Raw genomic sequence first — 12,719 nt, forward strand, 5'->3', positions numbered from 1 at the left:
GGTCAGGCATCCGCCCCGCGGCATCCGCTCGCCGCCGTTCTCTGGAGCTCGCCACTCGTGACCACCGAAACCCCCGAGACCATCGCTGCTCCGACGACCCCGGTGCTCGACACCGTCGAGGTCGCGGCCACCACGCCCGAGAAAGAGCAGCCGTACGCCGCGCTGGGCCTGAAGCCCGACGAGTACGAGCGCATCCGCAACATCCTCGGCCGCCGCCCCACGAGCGCAGAGCTCGCGATGTACTCCGTCATGTGGAGCGAGCACTGCTCGTACAAGTCGTCCAAGGTGTACCTGAAGCAGTTCGGCAAGAAGGTCACGCCCGAGATGAAGAAGAACCTCATGGTGGGCATGGGCGAGAACGCGGGCGTCATCGACGTCGGCGAGGGCTGGGCGGTCACCTTCAAGATCGAGAGCCACAACCACCCGAGCTACATCGAGCCGTTCCAGGGCGCCGCGACCGGCGTCGGCGGCATCGTGCGCGACATCATCTCGATGGGCGCCCGGCCCGTCGCCGTCATGGACGCCCTGCGCTTCGGCGCCATCGACCACCCCGACACCGCCCGCGTCGTGCACGGCGTCGTCTCGGGCATCAGCTTCTACGGCAACTGCCTCGGCCTGCCGAACATCGGCGGCGAGACCTGGTTCGACCCGGTGTACCAGGCGAACCCGCTCGTGAACGCCCTCGCGGTCGGCGTCATGCGCCACGAAGACCTGCACCTCGCGAACGCGAAGGGCGCCGGCAACAAGGTCGTGCTCTTCGGCGCGCGCACGGGCGGCGACGGCATCGGCGGCGCGTCGATCCTCGCCTCCGACACCTTCGCCGAGGGCGGCCCCACGAAGCGCCCCGCGGTGCAGGTGGGCGACCCGTTCGCCGAGAAGGTGCTCATCGAGTGCTGCCTCGAACTCTTCGCGGGCGACCTCGTCGAGGGCATCCAAGACCTCGGTGCGGCCGGAATCTCGTGCGCCACGTCGGAGCTCGCCTCCAATGGCGACGGCGGCATGGCCATCGTGCTCGACGACGTGCTGCTGCGCGACCCCACGCTCACGCCCGAAGAGATCCTGATGAGCGAAAGCCAGGAGCGCATGATGGCGATCGTGCGCCCCGAGAAGCTCGACGGCTTCCTCGAGGTCGTCAAGAAGTGGGACGTCGAGACGAGCGTGCTCGGCGAGGTCACCGACACGGGCCGCCTCAGCATCATGTGGCACGGCGAGGAGATCGTGAACGTCGACCCGCGCACCGTCGCCGTCGACGGCCCGGTCTACGAGCGACCGGTCGCCTACCCCACCTGGATCGACGCACTGCAGGCCGACACCGCCGCGAAGCTCGACCGCCCGGCCACCCCCGACGAGATCCGCGCACAGTTCCTGCAGCTCGTCGGCTCGGCGAACCAGGCGGATGCCGCGTGGGTGACCAACCAGTACGACAAGTACGTGCTCGGCAACACCGCGCTCAGCTACCCCGACGACGCCGGCATGGTGCGCGTCGACGAGGAGTCGGGCCTCGGCGTCTCGATCGCGACCGACGCCAACGGGCGATACTCGCAACTCGACCCGCGTCAGGGCGCGAAGCTCGCCCTCGCCGAGGCGTACCGCAACGTCGCCGTCTCCGGCGCGGTGCCGGCCGCCGTCTCCGACTGCCTGAACTTCGGCTCCCCCGAGAACCCCGAGGTCATGTGGCAGTTCTCCGAGACCGTCGAGGGCCTCAGCGACGGATGCCTCGAGCTCGGCATCCCCGTCACGGGCGGCAACGTCTCGTTCTACAACCAGACCGGCGACGTGCCGATCCACCCGACCCCCGTGATCGCCGTGCTCGGCGTGATCGACGACGTGGCCCGCCGCATCCCGAGCGGCTGGCAAGACGACGGCCACAACATCTACCTCCTCGGCGACACCGCACTCGAGCTCGACGGCTCCGCGTGGGCGGGCGTCGTGCACGGCCACCTCGGCGGACGCCCGCCGGCCGTCGACCTCCCCGGCGAGAAGCGCCTCGCCGAGCTGCTCAACGCGGCGGCGATCGAGGGTCTCATCGACTCGGCGCACGACCTCTCCGACGGCGGCCTGGCGATCGCCCTCGCCGAGGCGGTCGGCCGCTTCGGCCTCGGCGCCCGCGTCGTGCTCGACGAGATCGCCGGCGACGCCGGCATCGACCTCGCCACCGTGCTCTTCTCCGAGTCGACCGGCCGGGTCATCGTCACGGTGCCCCGCGAAGACGACGTGAAGTTCCGCGGGCTCTGTGAGGGCCGCGACTACCCGGTGCGCCGCATCGGCGTGACCGACGCGACCTCGAGCGCACTCGAGGTGCAGGGCCTCTTCACCATCTCCATCGACGAGCTGCGCAGCGTGAACCGCGCCCCGCTCGCCGAGGCGTTCGGCCCCATCGTCGGGTATTGACGAGCGGCGTCTGACGAGCCGGGCCCTGAGCGAGCGGATGCTGCGCCGATGACCGATCCCGACGGAACCTCGTACACCGAGGCGTACGCCGCGTCGCACGGCAGGTTCGCGGTCATCCCGGCCGCCTACGTGGTGCTCCTGAGGGGCGACGAGGTGCTGCTGCAGCTCCGCCGCGGCACGGGCTACTTCGACGAGTACTGGGCGTGCGGCGCCGCGGGACACGTGGAGCAGGGCGAATCCCTGCTGGCGGCCGCGGTGCGCGAGGCCCGCGAAGAGCTCGGGGTCGAGCTCGACGAGTCGGCTCTCACTGTGCTGACCGTCATGCACCGCACCGGGGGCGCCCCGCACCTGGCGATCGAGGAGCGCATCGACGTGTTCTTCAGCGCGACCGAGTGGCGGGGCGATCCCCGGCCGATGGAGGACAAGGCGGCCGAGCTCGGCTGGTTCGCGCTCGACGCGCTGCCCGACCCGGTCGTGCCGCACGAACTCGCGGTGCTCGAGGCGTTGCGCGACGGCCGGCTCGGGCCGATCACGCCCTACGGATTCTGATCGTGGCTCCCGAGTCGTCTCCGCTCGCCCTCATCTGGGTGCCGATCGCGGTGTTCGCGCTCGCGATCGTCGTCGGCGTCGTCGTGCGCTGGATCCGCGCGCCGCGCGGGGCGCGCTCGCGCTTGCGCCACGCCCTCGGTCCGATCATGAGTGCCGGCGAGACCTACCAGGAGCTGCACACCGGGCAGCGCGGCCTGCAGGACTCGATCATCGAGGCGGTGCAGGAGCAGGAGTCGCACGGCGCGGAACGCGGCACCGGCGACGACACACCCGACGCCACCCGCTACGCCGGGCGGTAGCCTGTCGACGACGGGCGCGGGGAGGCGACGACGAGCGGGCTGAGCGAAGGGACCGAGACGATGGACGGCATGTTCGGCTGGAACATCATGGCGGCGCTCGTGGCGCTGCTGTATCTCGCCGTCATCGTCTGGGTCGTCTCGCAGATCGTCCGAAGCGCCGAGCTCAACGAGCTCGAGCGATGGGTCTGGGCCATTGCGGTGATCTGCTTCCCGCTCCTCGGATCGATCGTGTGGTTCATCGCCGGGCCGCACCCGTTCGGCATCCGCCTCGCTCGCGGCCCTCGGTAGCGCGGCGCCGGCTGAGGCCGGTTCGGGCCGACGCGCTCAGTGGTGCCCGACCGCGTTCAGGCGCCGGACGGCGGGTTCGCGAGCAGCTCGACCCGATCGGCGAGATACCGGTCGAGGGCGGTGAGGGCGTCGGGCTGCGTCGGGCTCCATCGCACGAACACCTCGTCGCCGACGACGACGAGCGGGCCGGATGCCGCGGCGCGACCGAGCTCGGCCAGGTCGATCGGCACCGTGTCGAAGTTCACGGTCTCGCCCTCGGCGATGCCGCCCTTGATCGCGGCGGCCCGATAGGCACGTTGCTCGGCGATCGCCGCGGCGGGCGTGCTTCGCCGGGCCTCGCGCTCGGCACGCACGACACGGCCGGTCGCCGAGAGCCGGCCGTCGGGCGCGAGCAGGAGCACCCCGAGCCTCCACACCCGCCCGATCGGCGCCATCCGCGCCGCGCGTGGAATGCCCAGGGTGCGTCGCTCGGGCACGTAGTCGGCGAGCACCTCGTCACGAGCCGAGTGCTCGCGCAGTCGCGCGACGGCGTCGACCACGAGGGCGCCCACGGCGTGCGCGGCACCGGCGGCACCAGCGCCATCGGCGGCGTCCGCACCACGATCGGCGTCCGCACCACCGGCGCCCTCCCCGGCATCCGTCATCGTGATCGCCCGATGAGCTCGAGCAGGGCGAGACCGTAGGCCTCGGAGACATCCGGATGCTCGAAGCGCCGCCGCTCGCCGCCGAGCTCGATCTCGACCTCGAAGGAGTCGTCGAGACGCCGCAACGCCCGGAAGGTGGAGCGCAGCAGCTCCCGCAGCTGGTCTTCGCGGGGCAGCCAGACCGCGTCGCCGATCGAGACCGAGTCGAGCGCCCACTCGGTCGTGCCGTTGAACCCCAGCACCGTGTCGGTCGGAAACCGCTGCGGCTCGATCGTCATCTCACTGACGGTGAACACGTCGGCCTCGACCTCCGCCTCGACCGATTCGGGCAGGTCGAGCTGAAACCGGTCGCCCGATTCCGGATGCCAGGAGAGCCCCGCGTTGCGGAGCGCGAGCGCGAGCTCGCGGCTGATCACGACGAGCCCGTCGCGCCGGTCTCGCTCACCGCGCCCGTCTCGATCACCGTGCCCGGCTCTACCGCCGCGCCCCTCTCGACCGCCCCGCCCGTCTCGACCACCGTTCCCGGTTCGATCGACCCGCCCGGGCCGGCCACCGTGCCGGGCGCGCTGTAGTTCGCATTCACGAGGATCGGCATGTGATCCGACGACCCCCGCGGGAGCGTCTCGATGCCCACGATGTCGAGGCCGACCGACGTCGCGAGATCGAAGTGCCCCCGGAAGAACTTGTACCGCGTGTAGGTGCGCTTGTCGCTGAGCGTCAGGTCGTAGCCCGAATCGCGTACCTTCTCGCCGAGATTCTCCTTGAAGATCGGGTAGTTGTAGTCGCCGACCATGAGGGTGGGCAGGCCGGGGCCGAGGAACTGCAGCTCGCCGAGCGCCGACTTGATCTGGTGCCGGCGCAGCGAGTTGAGCGCGGTCAACGGCGCCGCGTGGAACGACGCGACGATGAGCTCGCGCTGCGCCTCGAGGTCGAAGAGCCGCACCCCGATGAGTCGCTCGTGCGCGGGGCGCAGCACCCGATCGTGCAGGGACTTCTTGAGCGAGAACGCCTGGATGCGCACCGCGTGGAAGCGATCGGCACGGTAGTACAGCGCAAGACCGAGTCGGTTGCGCTGGGTCGCGTCAGCGAGGTGGAGCTCGTCGATCTGCCGTGGCAGGTCTTGCGTGTCGCACTCCTGCAGGCACAGTATGTCGGGCGAGTAGCGTTCGACGAGGCCGGCGAGCTCACCGCTGGCCCGGTGCTTGCGGAGGTTGTAACTGATCACGCGCATGATCGAATCAGCCTACGTCGCCAGACTCCGGATCCTCCCAGAATCACACCGGTCGCCGGCCCGGCGCGACTCCGACCCGCACGTACCGCCCGGTCGCCGCCTCGTCGAGTGCGAGATCGATTTCGGTCAGCGGATGCGTCGCCCCCACGAGTTCATCGAGCCGCAGCGGTTGCCACGACCGCTCCAGGAACTCGACGGCCCGCACCAGCTGCGGTGCGGAGTAGTTGTGCACCCCGGTGACCGAGACGAGTCGCCGCACGATCGACTCGGGGTCGACGCTCACTTCGGCCCCGGGGGCGCCGCTGCCGATGATCACTGCGACACCGCCGACACCGACGACGTCGAACACCGTGCGAACGGCGGTGGCCGCCCCGGATGCCTCGACGGCCACGACCACCTCCCTGAATCCGCGTGCCTCGAACCGCGTGAGCACCGCTTCGAGCCGGTCGGGCGAGGCCCCCTTGGCATTGGGATCGACCGGCACCGCACCGATCCGGCGGGCGAACTCACGCCGAGAGGCATCCGGATCGGCGACGATGACCTCGGCCCCCGACTCGATCGCCATCGCCGCGACGCTCAGTCCGATCTGGCCGGCGCCGGTCACGAGCACGAGCGCGCCGGCGAGCTCGACCCGCTCGGCGGCCGCGTCGAGCGCAGCCATGGCCGTCGCCGTCGCGCACGAGGCCGGCGCGGCGACCGCGGCCGGCAGCGTCTCGCTCACTCGCACGATCGCGGTGCCGGCTCGCACCTGCACATGGGTTGCGAATCCGCCCGAGAGTTCCCAGCCGCGGTGCACGCGCTCGTGCCCGTACTTCGCGAGTGAGCGGCACTTCTGGGTGAGGCCGCGTCGGCAGCGGTCGCACTCACCGCAACTGACGGTGACCGACCAGACGACGCGGTCGCCGAGTTCGAGCAGGCTCCCGTCGGCCCGCACGGCGCCCTCGCCGATGGCGACGACCCGGCCGACCTGTTCGTGTCCGAGCACGAGCGGCGCGGCGGCCGCTCGATCGCCACGCACGGTGTGCACGTCGGATCCGCAGATCGTCGCGAGTTCGACCTCGACGAGCGCCTCGCCCGGGGCGAGTCGCACTCCCGGTGCGGCGAGCGCGTCGTGCGGCCGACCCGGTTCATTCCAGACCATGGCCACGGGCGAGGGCTTCACGATGACGTCGAGCTCGCCGACCCGCTCCACGGTATGCATCGTCACCCCTTACTCGCCCCGGAGACCGAGCAGCGCGGGCAGCTCGGTGATGGCGTCGATGACGGCGTCGGCTCCTGCCGCCTCGAGCGCGTCGCGGTCGTGGGCGCCGCTCAGCACGCCGACGACCCAGCCGGCCCCGGCGTTGACACCCGACTCGATGACGCTCGCCGTGTCGCCGACGACGACCATCGCATCCACCGCGCTCGCCTCCGTGCGCAGCAGCGCCGTGAGCGGCAGATCGGGGTGCGGGTAGCCGCGGCCGGCGTCGGCCGGCGACAGCACGAGCGCGGCGAGGTCGTGCCACCCGAGTTCGTCGAGGATCAGGTCGCGGGTCTCGGGCGAGAAGCCGGTGGTGATGGCGATGGATGCCCCGGCGCCGTGCAACTCTTTGACGACGTCGGCCGCACCGACGATCTCGGCGATTCCCTCGCTCGCGACGAGCTCGGCGTATGCGCCCTCGAACGCCGCGTTGCCGCGCTGCGCAAGCTCCTCGTCGCCGCCGGCGAGCACCCGGAACACGCCGATCTTCGACTGGCCCATCGTGTCGCGCACGAATTCGAGCGCCGGTTCGAGCGCCTCGACCGCGACGATGCCGCTGCGTTCGACGGCGAGCGCGAAGGCCCGTTCGACGACGACGCCGTCTGCGACGGTCATGCCGGCCAGGTCGAACACGATGAGCTCGATGTCGCTGGACTCCTCGTCTTCGTCGAGGTCGTCGCCGAGATCGTCGAACTGCTCGTCGAGGTCGTCGAGGTCGACGTACAGATCACGGGAATCGGTCTCGCCCGGCTCGGCGAGTTCGGCGAGCTCGTCGCGTTCGGCGATCTCGTCAGCGGAGAGTCCGGCGGTGGGATTCGAGGTCATGATGCACCTTTCCGAGGGTGTCGTGCCTGACGTGCCGCAGGTGCGAGCCCGCGCTGGCCGGCGGCTCTTCGGAGCACGTGACAACGAGTGGTCGGACCTCCCGTGACCGCAGCTCCCCCGAGCGCATGCTGTGAGGTGTTCCGTCCGCCCACGGTAGGTGCCAGCCGTCAACGCCGGGCGGCGCCATGGTTACGGGAAGGTGAACCGCGTGCGGCGCTCGCACTCCGCGCCGACACCGGCTCGGGATGCGGGCGACGGCTCAGCGGCGGATGCGCGCGGGCCCCATCGCGGCACCGAGCCCGACGAGGATGATGCCCGCGAAGAGCCAGCCGTACCGTGCCGAGACGACCCCGATCACGGCGAGCACGATGCCGATCGCGACCACGATGCGGGCCAGGATGCGGCGCAGCTTCGGTCTCTCGAGGAGCCGAGGTCGTTCGCCGGACCCGCTCATGCCCCCACCGCGAACGTCGTGCCGGTGGCCTGCTCGGCGAAGGCCCAGAAGCGGGCGCCGATCGCGGCATCCCTCGACGTGCGTGTCGGATGCTGCAGGGTCGGCTCGCCCTTCGTGCGGAAGCGCGGCCCCCAGAACTGGCCGCCCTCGACCTCGGCCGCGGTGAGCGCGTGCAGGGTCACCTCGGCGCCGCGGTGCTTTCCCTGCGCCCAAGCCGCCTGCAACGCGTCGGCGAACCGTGCGCCCGGGGTCGGCTCGTTGACTCCGGGCACCCTCGGGGTGCGGCCGCTGATCGAGTAACCCGGGTGGGCGACGAGGCTCGACACCGGGGAATCCGCTGCCCGAAGCCGCCGGTCGAGCTCGAAGGCGAAGACCTGCGAGGCGATCTTCGACTGCGCGTACGCCCGCCAGAAGTCGTAGCCGCGGGTCAGCTGCAGGTCGTCGATGCGGAACGTCGAGAGCCGGCTCGAGAGCGAGCCGAGCGCGACGATGCGGGCACCGGGCACGAGGTGGGGCAGCAGCCGGGCGAGCAGGGCGAAGTGGCCGAGCACGTTCGTGGCGAGCACGAGTTCGTTGCCGTCGGGCGATTCGAGGCGGGCGCCGGGCGTGTGCACCATGCCCGCGTTCGTCACGACGCCGTCGAGCGGCGGGCGATGCAGCAGTCGCCCGGCGCCGGCCCGCACCGAGTCGAGCGACGCCAGGTCGATCACGAGGGGCTCGACGGATGCCTCCGGGCGCGCGCAGCGGATCGCCGCCATCGCCGCCTCGAGCCGCTCGGGGCTGCGCCCGGCGAGCACGACGTTGGCTCCGGCTCCCGCCAACCGTGCCGCGGTGAAGAACCCGAGCCCGGCATTCGCGCCGGTGATGAGGTACCGCTTGCCCGCCAGCGGCGGAAGCGCGGGCGGGTACCAGCTCACAGCTCGTCTGCGGTGCCCGGCGCACCCGCGCCGTTGGCGAGCTCCACGTGGTGCTGGATGACCTCGTCGACGACGAAGTTGAACCACTTCTCGGCGAACGCGGGGTCGAGGTGCGCGTCGACCGCGAGGTTCCTGAGCCGGGCGATCTGGCGCCGTTCGCGGTCGGGATCGCTCGGCGGCAGGCCGTGCGTCGCCTTCAGCCGCCCCACCTGCTGCGTGAACTTGAACCGCTCGGCGAGCAGATGGATGAGGGCCGCGTCGATGTTGTCGATGCTCGATCGGATGCCGAGCAGCTCGCTCATCGCGGCGTCGCGTTCGTCGAAGGACCCGTCAGTCATGCTACGAGAGTACCCGCGACGGCGGGCGCCGGTCGTCAGATCGTCGCCGCCCGCTCGAGCATCGGCTTCGTCGCGAGCAGGCCCAGCCGCACCACGCCGATGCCGCCCGCGAGCGGCGCGGCATCCGGTCCCCATCGAATGCCGCGCCGCCCGCCCGAGCTCGCGATCAGCGGGGTGTCGCCCGCCGGATCACGAGGTACCCGCCGATGGCGCAGACGACCGCGAGCCCCAGCACGATGGTGAAGCCGCCGGCGACGCCGATGCTGCCGAGCCACGCGACGATGGCCGGCCAGCTGCCGCTGAACGTGGCGATCGCGATGAAGGCCAGCAACAGCACGATCGAGCTGAACAGCACGATCATCATGCCCCGCATGCGCCACCGCATGTACACCGTGGTGACGCTCGCGCCGATGAACAGCACGAGCAGTTGCATCGCCAGCGTCGTGTAGAAGTCGGTGAGCCACCCCTGCTGCCCGTACCAGAGCGAGTCGAACATGGCGATGCCGATGCCCCAGCCGTTCGTCGCCTTCTCGATCTGCACGAGCGTGGCGATGGCGACCGCGTTCAGGAGCGAGACGATCCCGAACATCGCGCTCGTCCCGAGCCAGAAGTCGCGCCGGGTGGTGCCGAAGCCGAGCGCGAACGAGAACGTCAGGCCGATCGCCTGCACGCCGACGACGACGAGGTACCACTGCGGCGAGAGCACCGCCCAGCTGTAGCGCATGCCCTCGGCCATGTCGTCGGCGGGCCCGCCCGCGCCCGTGATGATGAGCCCGACGATCATCATGATCGCCCAGGCGGAGCCGAGGATGATCCACGGCACCCCGAAGAACACCGATGGGTTGACGCAGTGCAGGCGCACGATGCGCCAGATCTCGTGGGCCCGCGAGCGGGCCTCGGTGCGCACGATCGGCTGATCGATGACGGCGGTCATGCTGCGACCTCCTGCTCGGTCGAGTCGGCACTCAGGTCGGTGCCGGTCATGTGGATGATGAGCTGCTGGAGCGAGACGGGCGCGAGTTCGAGTCCGAGCTCGGCAGCCTTGATGCGCTCGCCCTGGTCGAGGCGGCCGTCGATGGTGGCGGATGCCAGTCCGCCGAGGCCCTCGCGGCCGATGACGGGCCGGTCGGCGACGAACGACTCGACCGCGGCTCGCGGACCCGCGACGGTCGTGGCGGACCCGCGCAGTTCGTCGGCGTCGCGATCGAACAGGATGCGGCCCTGGTCGATGAGGATCACGTGCTCGAGCAGGTTCGCGACCTCGTCGATCAGGTGGGTCGAGAGCACGATCGTGCGGGGGTGTTCGGCGTAGTCCTCGAGCAGGCGGTCGTAGAAGTTGTGCCGCGCGACGGCATCGAGCCCGAGGTAGGGCTCGTCGAAGAACGTGAGCGGCGCGCGCGAGGCGAGGCCGACGATGACGCCGACCGCAGAGAGCTGGCCGCGAGAGAGCTTCTTGATGTAGCGGTTCAGTGGCAGGCGGAAGTCGGAGACGAGCTGCTCGGCGAACGCGGCATCCCAGTTCTCGAAGAACCACGGCGCCGCCTTGAACACGTGCGCCGCCTTGAAGCTCTCGGGATAGCGCTGCGACTCGGCGATGAAGCACATGCGGCGCAGCACGTCGGCGTGCTCGGCGGGCTCGCGGCCGAACACGTCGAGCGCGCCGGCATCCGGGAACAACTGGCCCGTGAGCATCTGCATGATCGTGGTCTTGCCGGCGCCGTTGCGGCCGAGGAGCCCGTAGATGCGGTTCTCCTCGAGCGCGAAGTCGACCCCGTCGACCGCGGTGAACGCGCCGTAGCGCTTGGTGAGGCCGGTCGCACGCACCACTGTGCGGGTCATGATTGGATCCTTTCCGCGCGGAGCATGCCCGCGAGTTCGTCGATGCCGATGCCGAGCTTCTCGGCCTCGATGATGAGTGGTCTGAGGTATTCGGCGGCGAAGCCCACCCGCCGGCGCTCGATGAGCCGTTCACGGGCGCCGGTCGTCACGAACATGCCGATGCCCCTTCGTTTCTCCACGATGCCGTCGTCGACAAGGCGGGTCACCCCTTTCAGTGCTGTGGCCGGGTTGACGCGCAGGAACGCAGCGAACTCGTTCGTCGAGGGGATCTGGCTGCCCTCGGGCAGGGTTCCGTCGATGATGTCGTTCTCGATCTGTTCCGCGATCTGGATGAAGATCGGACGTGATTCGTCCATGCCCGCCCGTCTGTTCCCGTTCGACCTGAGGGTCGAACCTTGGTTGGTTCGTTACTTCAGTAACTAACCAACCACGTGCTGCCGAGCCTGTCAAGAGCCGGATCGTTGACGGCACGGGATCACTCGTGTCGCACGGGACGCACGACATCTCGGGTCCGGTGCGACACGAGTGATCCCGAGCGGCGTCTGCAGCCGGGCGACGGATGCCGCGCGGCGGGTCAGGCCGGGGCGGGCACGCGCCGGCGGGGCAGGCGCAGCCGCCCCTGCGCGAGCAGGATGCCGAGGAGCACGAGCACCGCGCCGATCGGCTCGTGCCACGAGAAGCGCTCGCCGAGCAGCAGCACCCCGAGCGCGACGCCCACGACCGGGGTGACGTAGGTGACCGTCGACGCGTTGGTCGGGCCCCAGGCGCGCAGCACGTTGATGTTCCAGATGTAGGCGAGGCCCGTGCCGAGCACGCCGAGCGTCAGCAGCGAGCCGACGATCGCCGGGTCGAGCGCCACCGGCTGCCACGCGACGATCGGCGTCGCGACGAGCATGATCGCGCCCGCGATGCCGATGTTCAGGAACGCGAACGTGGCCGGCGCGATCGGCCGCGTGCTCAGGAATTTGCGCGTGTACCCGAACGTGAAGCCGTAGCAGACCGCCGCGCCGAGGCACGCGAGTTGTCCGAGCAGGCTCCCCGTGAGCGCGGCGTACTGCCACGGCCCGATGATCACGAGCACGCCGGCGATGCCGACGACCACGCCCGCCCACTGGGCGAACGCGAGCCGCTCGACGCGGAACGCGAGCGTCGCCATGAGCGCCGTCGTGATGGGCGTGACCGCGTTGTAGATCGAGGCGAGGCTCGACGAGACGTGCAGCTCGGCCCACGCGAAGAGCAGGTGGGGCACGACGCATCCGCTGATCGCGATGACCGTGAAGTGCAGCCAGACGATCGGCTGCCTGGGCAGCACCGGGCCTCGCTCCCCCGTCGGCGACACCACGCGCGGGCGCATCACGAGCACGATGAGGCCGAGGGTGAGGCCGCCGAGCACGAGGCGCGACCACGCGACTTGGGTGAAGCTCACGCCCTCGAGCGCGACCTTCATGAAGAGGAAGCTCGCCCCCCACACGACGCCCATGCCGAGGAACTGCAGCCACGTCGACAGCCGCGTCGGCTGCGACGGGGCGGATGCCGCGGCGACGGCGTTCGGGGCGGTGCGCGTGCTCACCGGTCGAGCGTACGCCCGGCCGGCGGCCGCCCGACACGGGTGCCGAGGTGCGTGTCCGGAATCCGCCGAAGGTCGACAGTCGTGCACGCGCCGCTCGGCGTCGGCTCGGCGTCGGCCCCTGCCGCTGGCGCGGC

General features: G+C 70.7%; 15 protein-coding genes and 1 pseudogene. 4 read left to right on the forward strand and 12 right to left on the reverse strand.

From position 1 onward, the window contains the following. Positions 1-57: 57 nt before the first annotated feature. From purL to DCE93_RS13360, 4 genes are read left to right on the forward strand one after another with little or no spacing between them, the layout of a single operon-like run. Entirely contained in the window at positions 58-2,391 is a 2,334-nt protein-coding gene (gene purL / locus DCE93_RS13345) for a phosphoribosylformylglycinamidine synthase subunit PurL (RefSeq protein WP_235825161.1), read from the forward strand. Positions 2,392-2,439: 48 nt separating this feature from the next. Then, a complete protein-coding gene (locus DCE93_RS13350; protein WP_108596304.1) occupies positions 2,440-2,940 on the forward strand; it encodes an NUDIX hydrolase in 501 nt (166 codons plus the stop codon). 2 nt (positions 2,941-2,942) lie between these two features. Continuing rightward, positions 2,943-3,239: a hypothetical protein gene (locus DCE93_RS13355; RefSeq protein ID WP_108596305.1), complete on the forward strand. Its 297-nt coding sequence runs from the start codon at positions 2,943-2,945 to the stop codon at positions 3,237-3,239. A gap of 60 nt (positions 3,240-3,299) precedes the next feature. After that, on the forward strand, positions 3,300-3,527 hold the full coding sequence (locus tag DCE93_RS13360) for a PLDc N-terminal domain-containing protein (protein WP_108596306.1): 228 nt from the start codon (positions 3,300-3,302) through the stop codon (positions 3,525-3,527). Between the two features lie 56 nt (positions 3,528-3,583). On the opposite strand, the gene DCE93_RS13365 is transcribed toward DCE93_RS13360, so the two are convergent. The 12 genes and pseudogenes from DCE93_RS13365 to DCE93_RS13420 all read right to left on the reverse strand — a co-directional run bounded on the left by DCE93_RS13365 (position 3,584) and on the right by DCE93_RS13420 (position 12,495). Then, positions 3,584-4,171, reverse strand: coding sequence for a hypothetical protein (locus tag DCE93_RS13365; RefSeq protein WP_108596307.1), 588 nt, complete (start codon positions 4,169-4,171; stop codon positions 3,584-3,586). Further along, the gene (locus DCE93_RS13370) at positions 4,168-4,587 is read right to left on the reverse strand and encodes a pilus assembly protein CpaE (protein WP_108596308.1); all 420 of its coding nucleotides are present in this window, start codon (positions 4,585-4,587) and stop codon (positions 4,168-4,170) included. The genes DCE93_RS13365 and DCE93_RS13370 overlap by 4 nt, the downstream gene beginning before the upstream one ends. 155 nt (positions 4,588-4,742) lie before the next feature. Continuing rightward, a pseudogene (locus tag DCE93_RS13375) lies at positions 4,743-5,402 on the reverse strand (endonuclease/exonuclease/phosphatase family protein); the annotation flags it as partial. Positions 5,403-5,445: 43 nt separating this feature from the next. Continuing rightward, on the reverse strand, positions 5,446-6,603 hold the full coding sequence (locus DCE93_RS13380) for an alcohol dehydrogenase catalytic domain-containing protein (RefSeq protein WP_108596799.1): 1,158 nt from the start codon (positions 6,601-6,603) through the stop codon (positions 5,446-5,448). Positions 6,604-6,612: 9 nt separating this feature from the next. Beyond that, positions 6,613-7,467, reverse strand: a complete 855-nt coding sequence (locus DCE93_RS13385; RefSeq protein ID WP_235825162.1) for an HAD family hydrolase — start codon at positions 7,465-7,467, stop codon at positions 6,613-6,615. Between the two features lie 259 nt (positions 7,468-7,726). Beyond that, on the reverse strand, positions 7,727-7,921 hold the full coding sequence (locus DCE93_RS13390) for a hypothetical protein (protein ID WP_108596310.1): 195 nt from the start codon (positions 7,919-7,921) through the stop codon (positions 7,727-7,729). Next, positions 7,918-8,838, reverse strand: coding sequence for an SDR family NAD(P)-dependent oxidoreductase (locus DCE93_RS13395; RefSeq protein ID WP_108596311.1), 921 nt, complete (start codon positions 8,836-8,838; stop codon positions 7,918-7,920). Before DCE93_RS13395 ends, DCE93_RS13390 begins: the two co-directional genes overlap by 4 nt. Then, the gene (locus tag DCE93_RS13400; RefSeq protein WP_165906044.1) at positions 8,835-9,176 is read right to left on the reverse strand and encodes a chorismate mutase; all 342 of its coding nucleotides are present in this window, start codon (positions 9,174-9,176) and stop codon (positions 8,835-8,837) included. Before DCE93_RS13400 ends, DCE93_RS13395 begins: the two co-directional genes overlap by 4 nt. A 166-nt stretch (positions 9,177-9,342) precedes the next feature. After that, a complete protein-coding gene (locus DCE93_RS13405) occupies positions 9,343-10,110 on the reverse strand; it encodes a hypothetical protein (protein WP_108596312.1) in 768 nt (255 codons plus the stop codon). Continuing rightward, on the reverse strand, positions 10,107-11,015 hold the full coding sequence (locus tag DCE93_RS13410) for an ABC transporter ATP-binding protein (RefSeq protein WP_108596313.1): 909 nt from the start codon (positions 11,013-11,015) through the stop codon (positions 10,107-10,109). Before DCE93_RS13410 ends, DCE93_RS13405 begins: the two co-directional genes overlap by 4 nt. Beyond that, entirely contained in the window at positions 11,012-11,371 is a 360-nt protein-coding gene (locus DCE93_RS13415; protein WP_108596314.1) for a GntR family transcriptional regulator, read from the reverse strand. The genes DCE93_RS13410 and DCE93_RS13415 overlap by 4 nt, the downstream gene beginning before the upstream one ends. 218 nt (positions 11,372-11,589) lie before the next feature. Beyond that, positions 11,590-12,495: a DMT family transporter gene (locus DCE93_RS13420; RefSeq protein WP_244284301.1), complete on the reverse strand. Its 906-nt coding sequence runs from the start codon at positions 12,493-12,495 to the stop codon at positions 11,590-11,592. Positions 12,496-12,719 lie beyond the last annotated feature (224 nt).

The organism is Agromyces badenianii, assembly GCF_003070885.1.
GTDB lineage: Bacteria > Actinomycetota > Actinomycetes > Actinomycetales > Microbacteriaceae > Agromyces > Agromyces badenianii.

What these genes read in the sequence shown, in the direction of transcription:
- DCE93_RS13350 (WP_108596304.1), top strand. Translation starts at nt 2,440, where the DNA reads ATGACCGATCCCGACGGAACCTCGTACACCGAGGCGTACGCCGCGTCG.
- DCE93_RS13360 (WP_108596306.1), top strand. Translation starts at nt 3,300, where the DNA reads ATGGACGGCATGTTCGGCTGGAACATCATGGCGGCGCTCGTGGCGCTG.
- DCE93_RS13365 (WP_108596307.1), bottom strand. Translation starts at nt 4,171, where the DNA reads ATGACGGATGCCGGGGAGGGCGCCGGTGGTGCGGACGCCGATCGTGGT.
- DCE93_RS13380 (WP_108596799.1), bottom strand. Translation starts at nt 6,603, where the DNA reads ATGCATACCGTGGAGCGGGTCGGCGAGCTCGACGTCATCGTGAAGCCC.
- DCE93_RS13385 (WP_235825162.1), bottom strand. Translation starts at nt 7,467, where the DNA reads ATGACCTCGAATCCCACCGCCGGACTCTCCGCTGACGAGATCGCCGAA.
- DCE93_RS13390 (WP_108596310.1), bottom strand. Translation starts at nt 7,921, where the DNA reads ATGAGCGGGTCCGGCGAACGACCTCGGCTCCTCGAGAGACCGAAGCTG.
- DCE93_RS13400 (WP_165906044.1), bottom strand. Translation starts at nt 9,176, where the DNA reads ATGACTGACGGGTCCTTCGACGAACGCGACGCCGCGATGAGCGAGCTG.
- DCE93_RS13405 (WP_108596312.1), bottom strand. Translation starts at nt 10,110, where the DNA reads ATGACCGCCGTCATCGATCAGCCGATCGTGCGCACCGAGGCCCGCTCG.
- DCE93_RS13410 (WP_108596313.1), bottom strand. Translation starts at nt 11,015, where the DNA reads ATGACCCGCACAGTGGTGCGTGCGACCGGCCTCACCAAGCGCTACGGC.
- DCE93_RS13415 (WP_108596314.1), bottom strand. Translation starts at nt 11,371, where the DNA reads ATGGACGAATCACGTCCGATCTTCATCCAGATCGCGGAACAGATCGAG.
- DCE93_RS13420 (WP_244284301.1), bottom strand. Translation starts at nt 12,495, where the DNA reads ATGGGCGTCGTGTGGGGGGCGAGCTTCCTCTTCATGAAGGTCGCGCTC.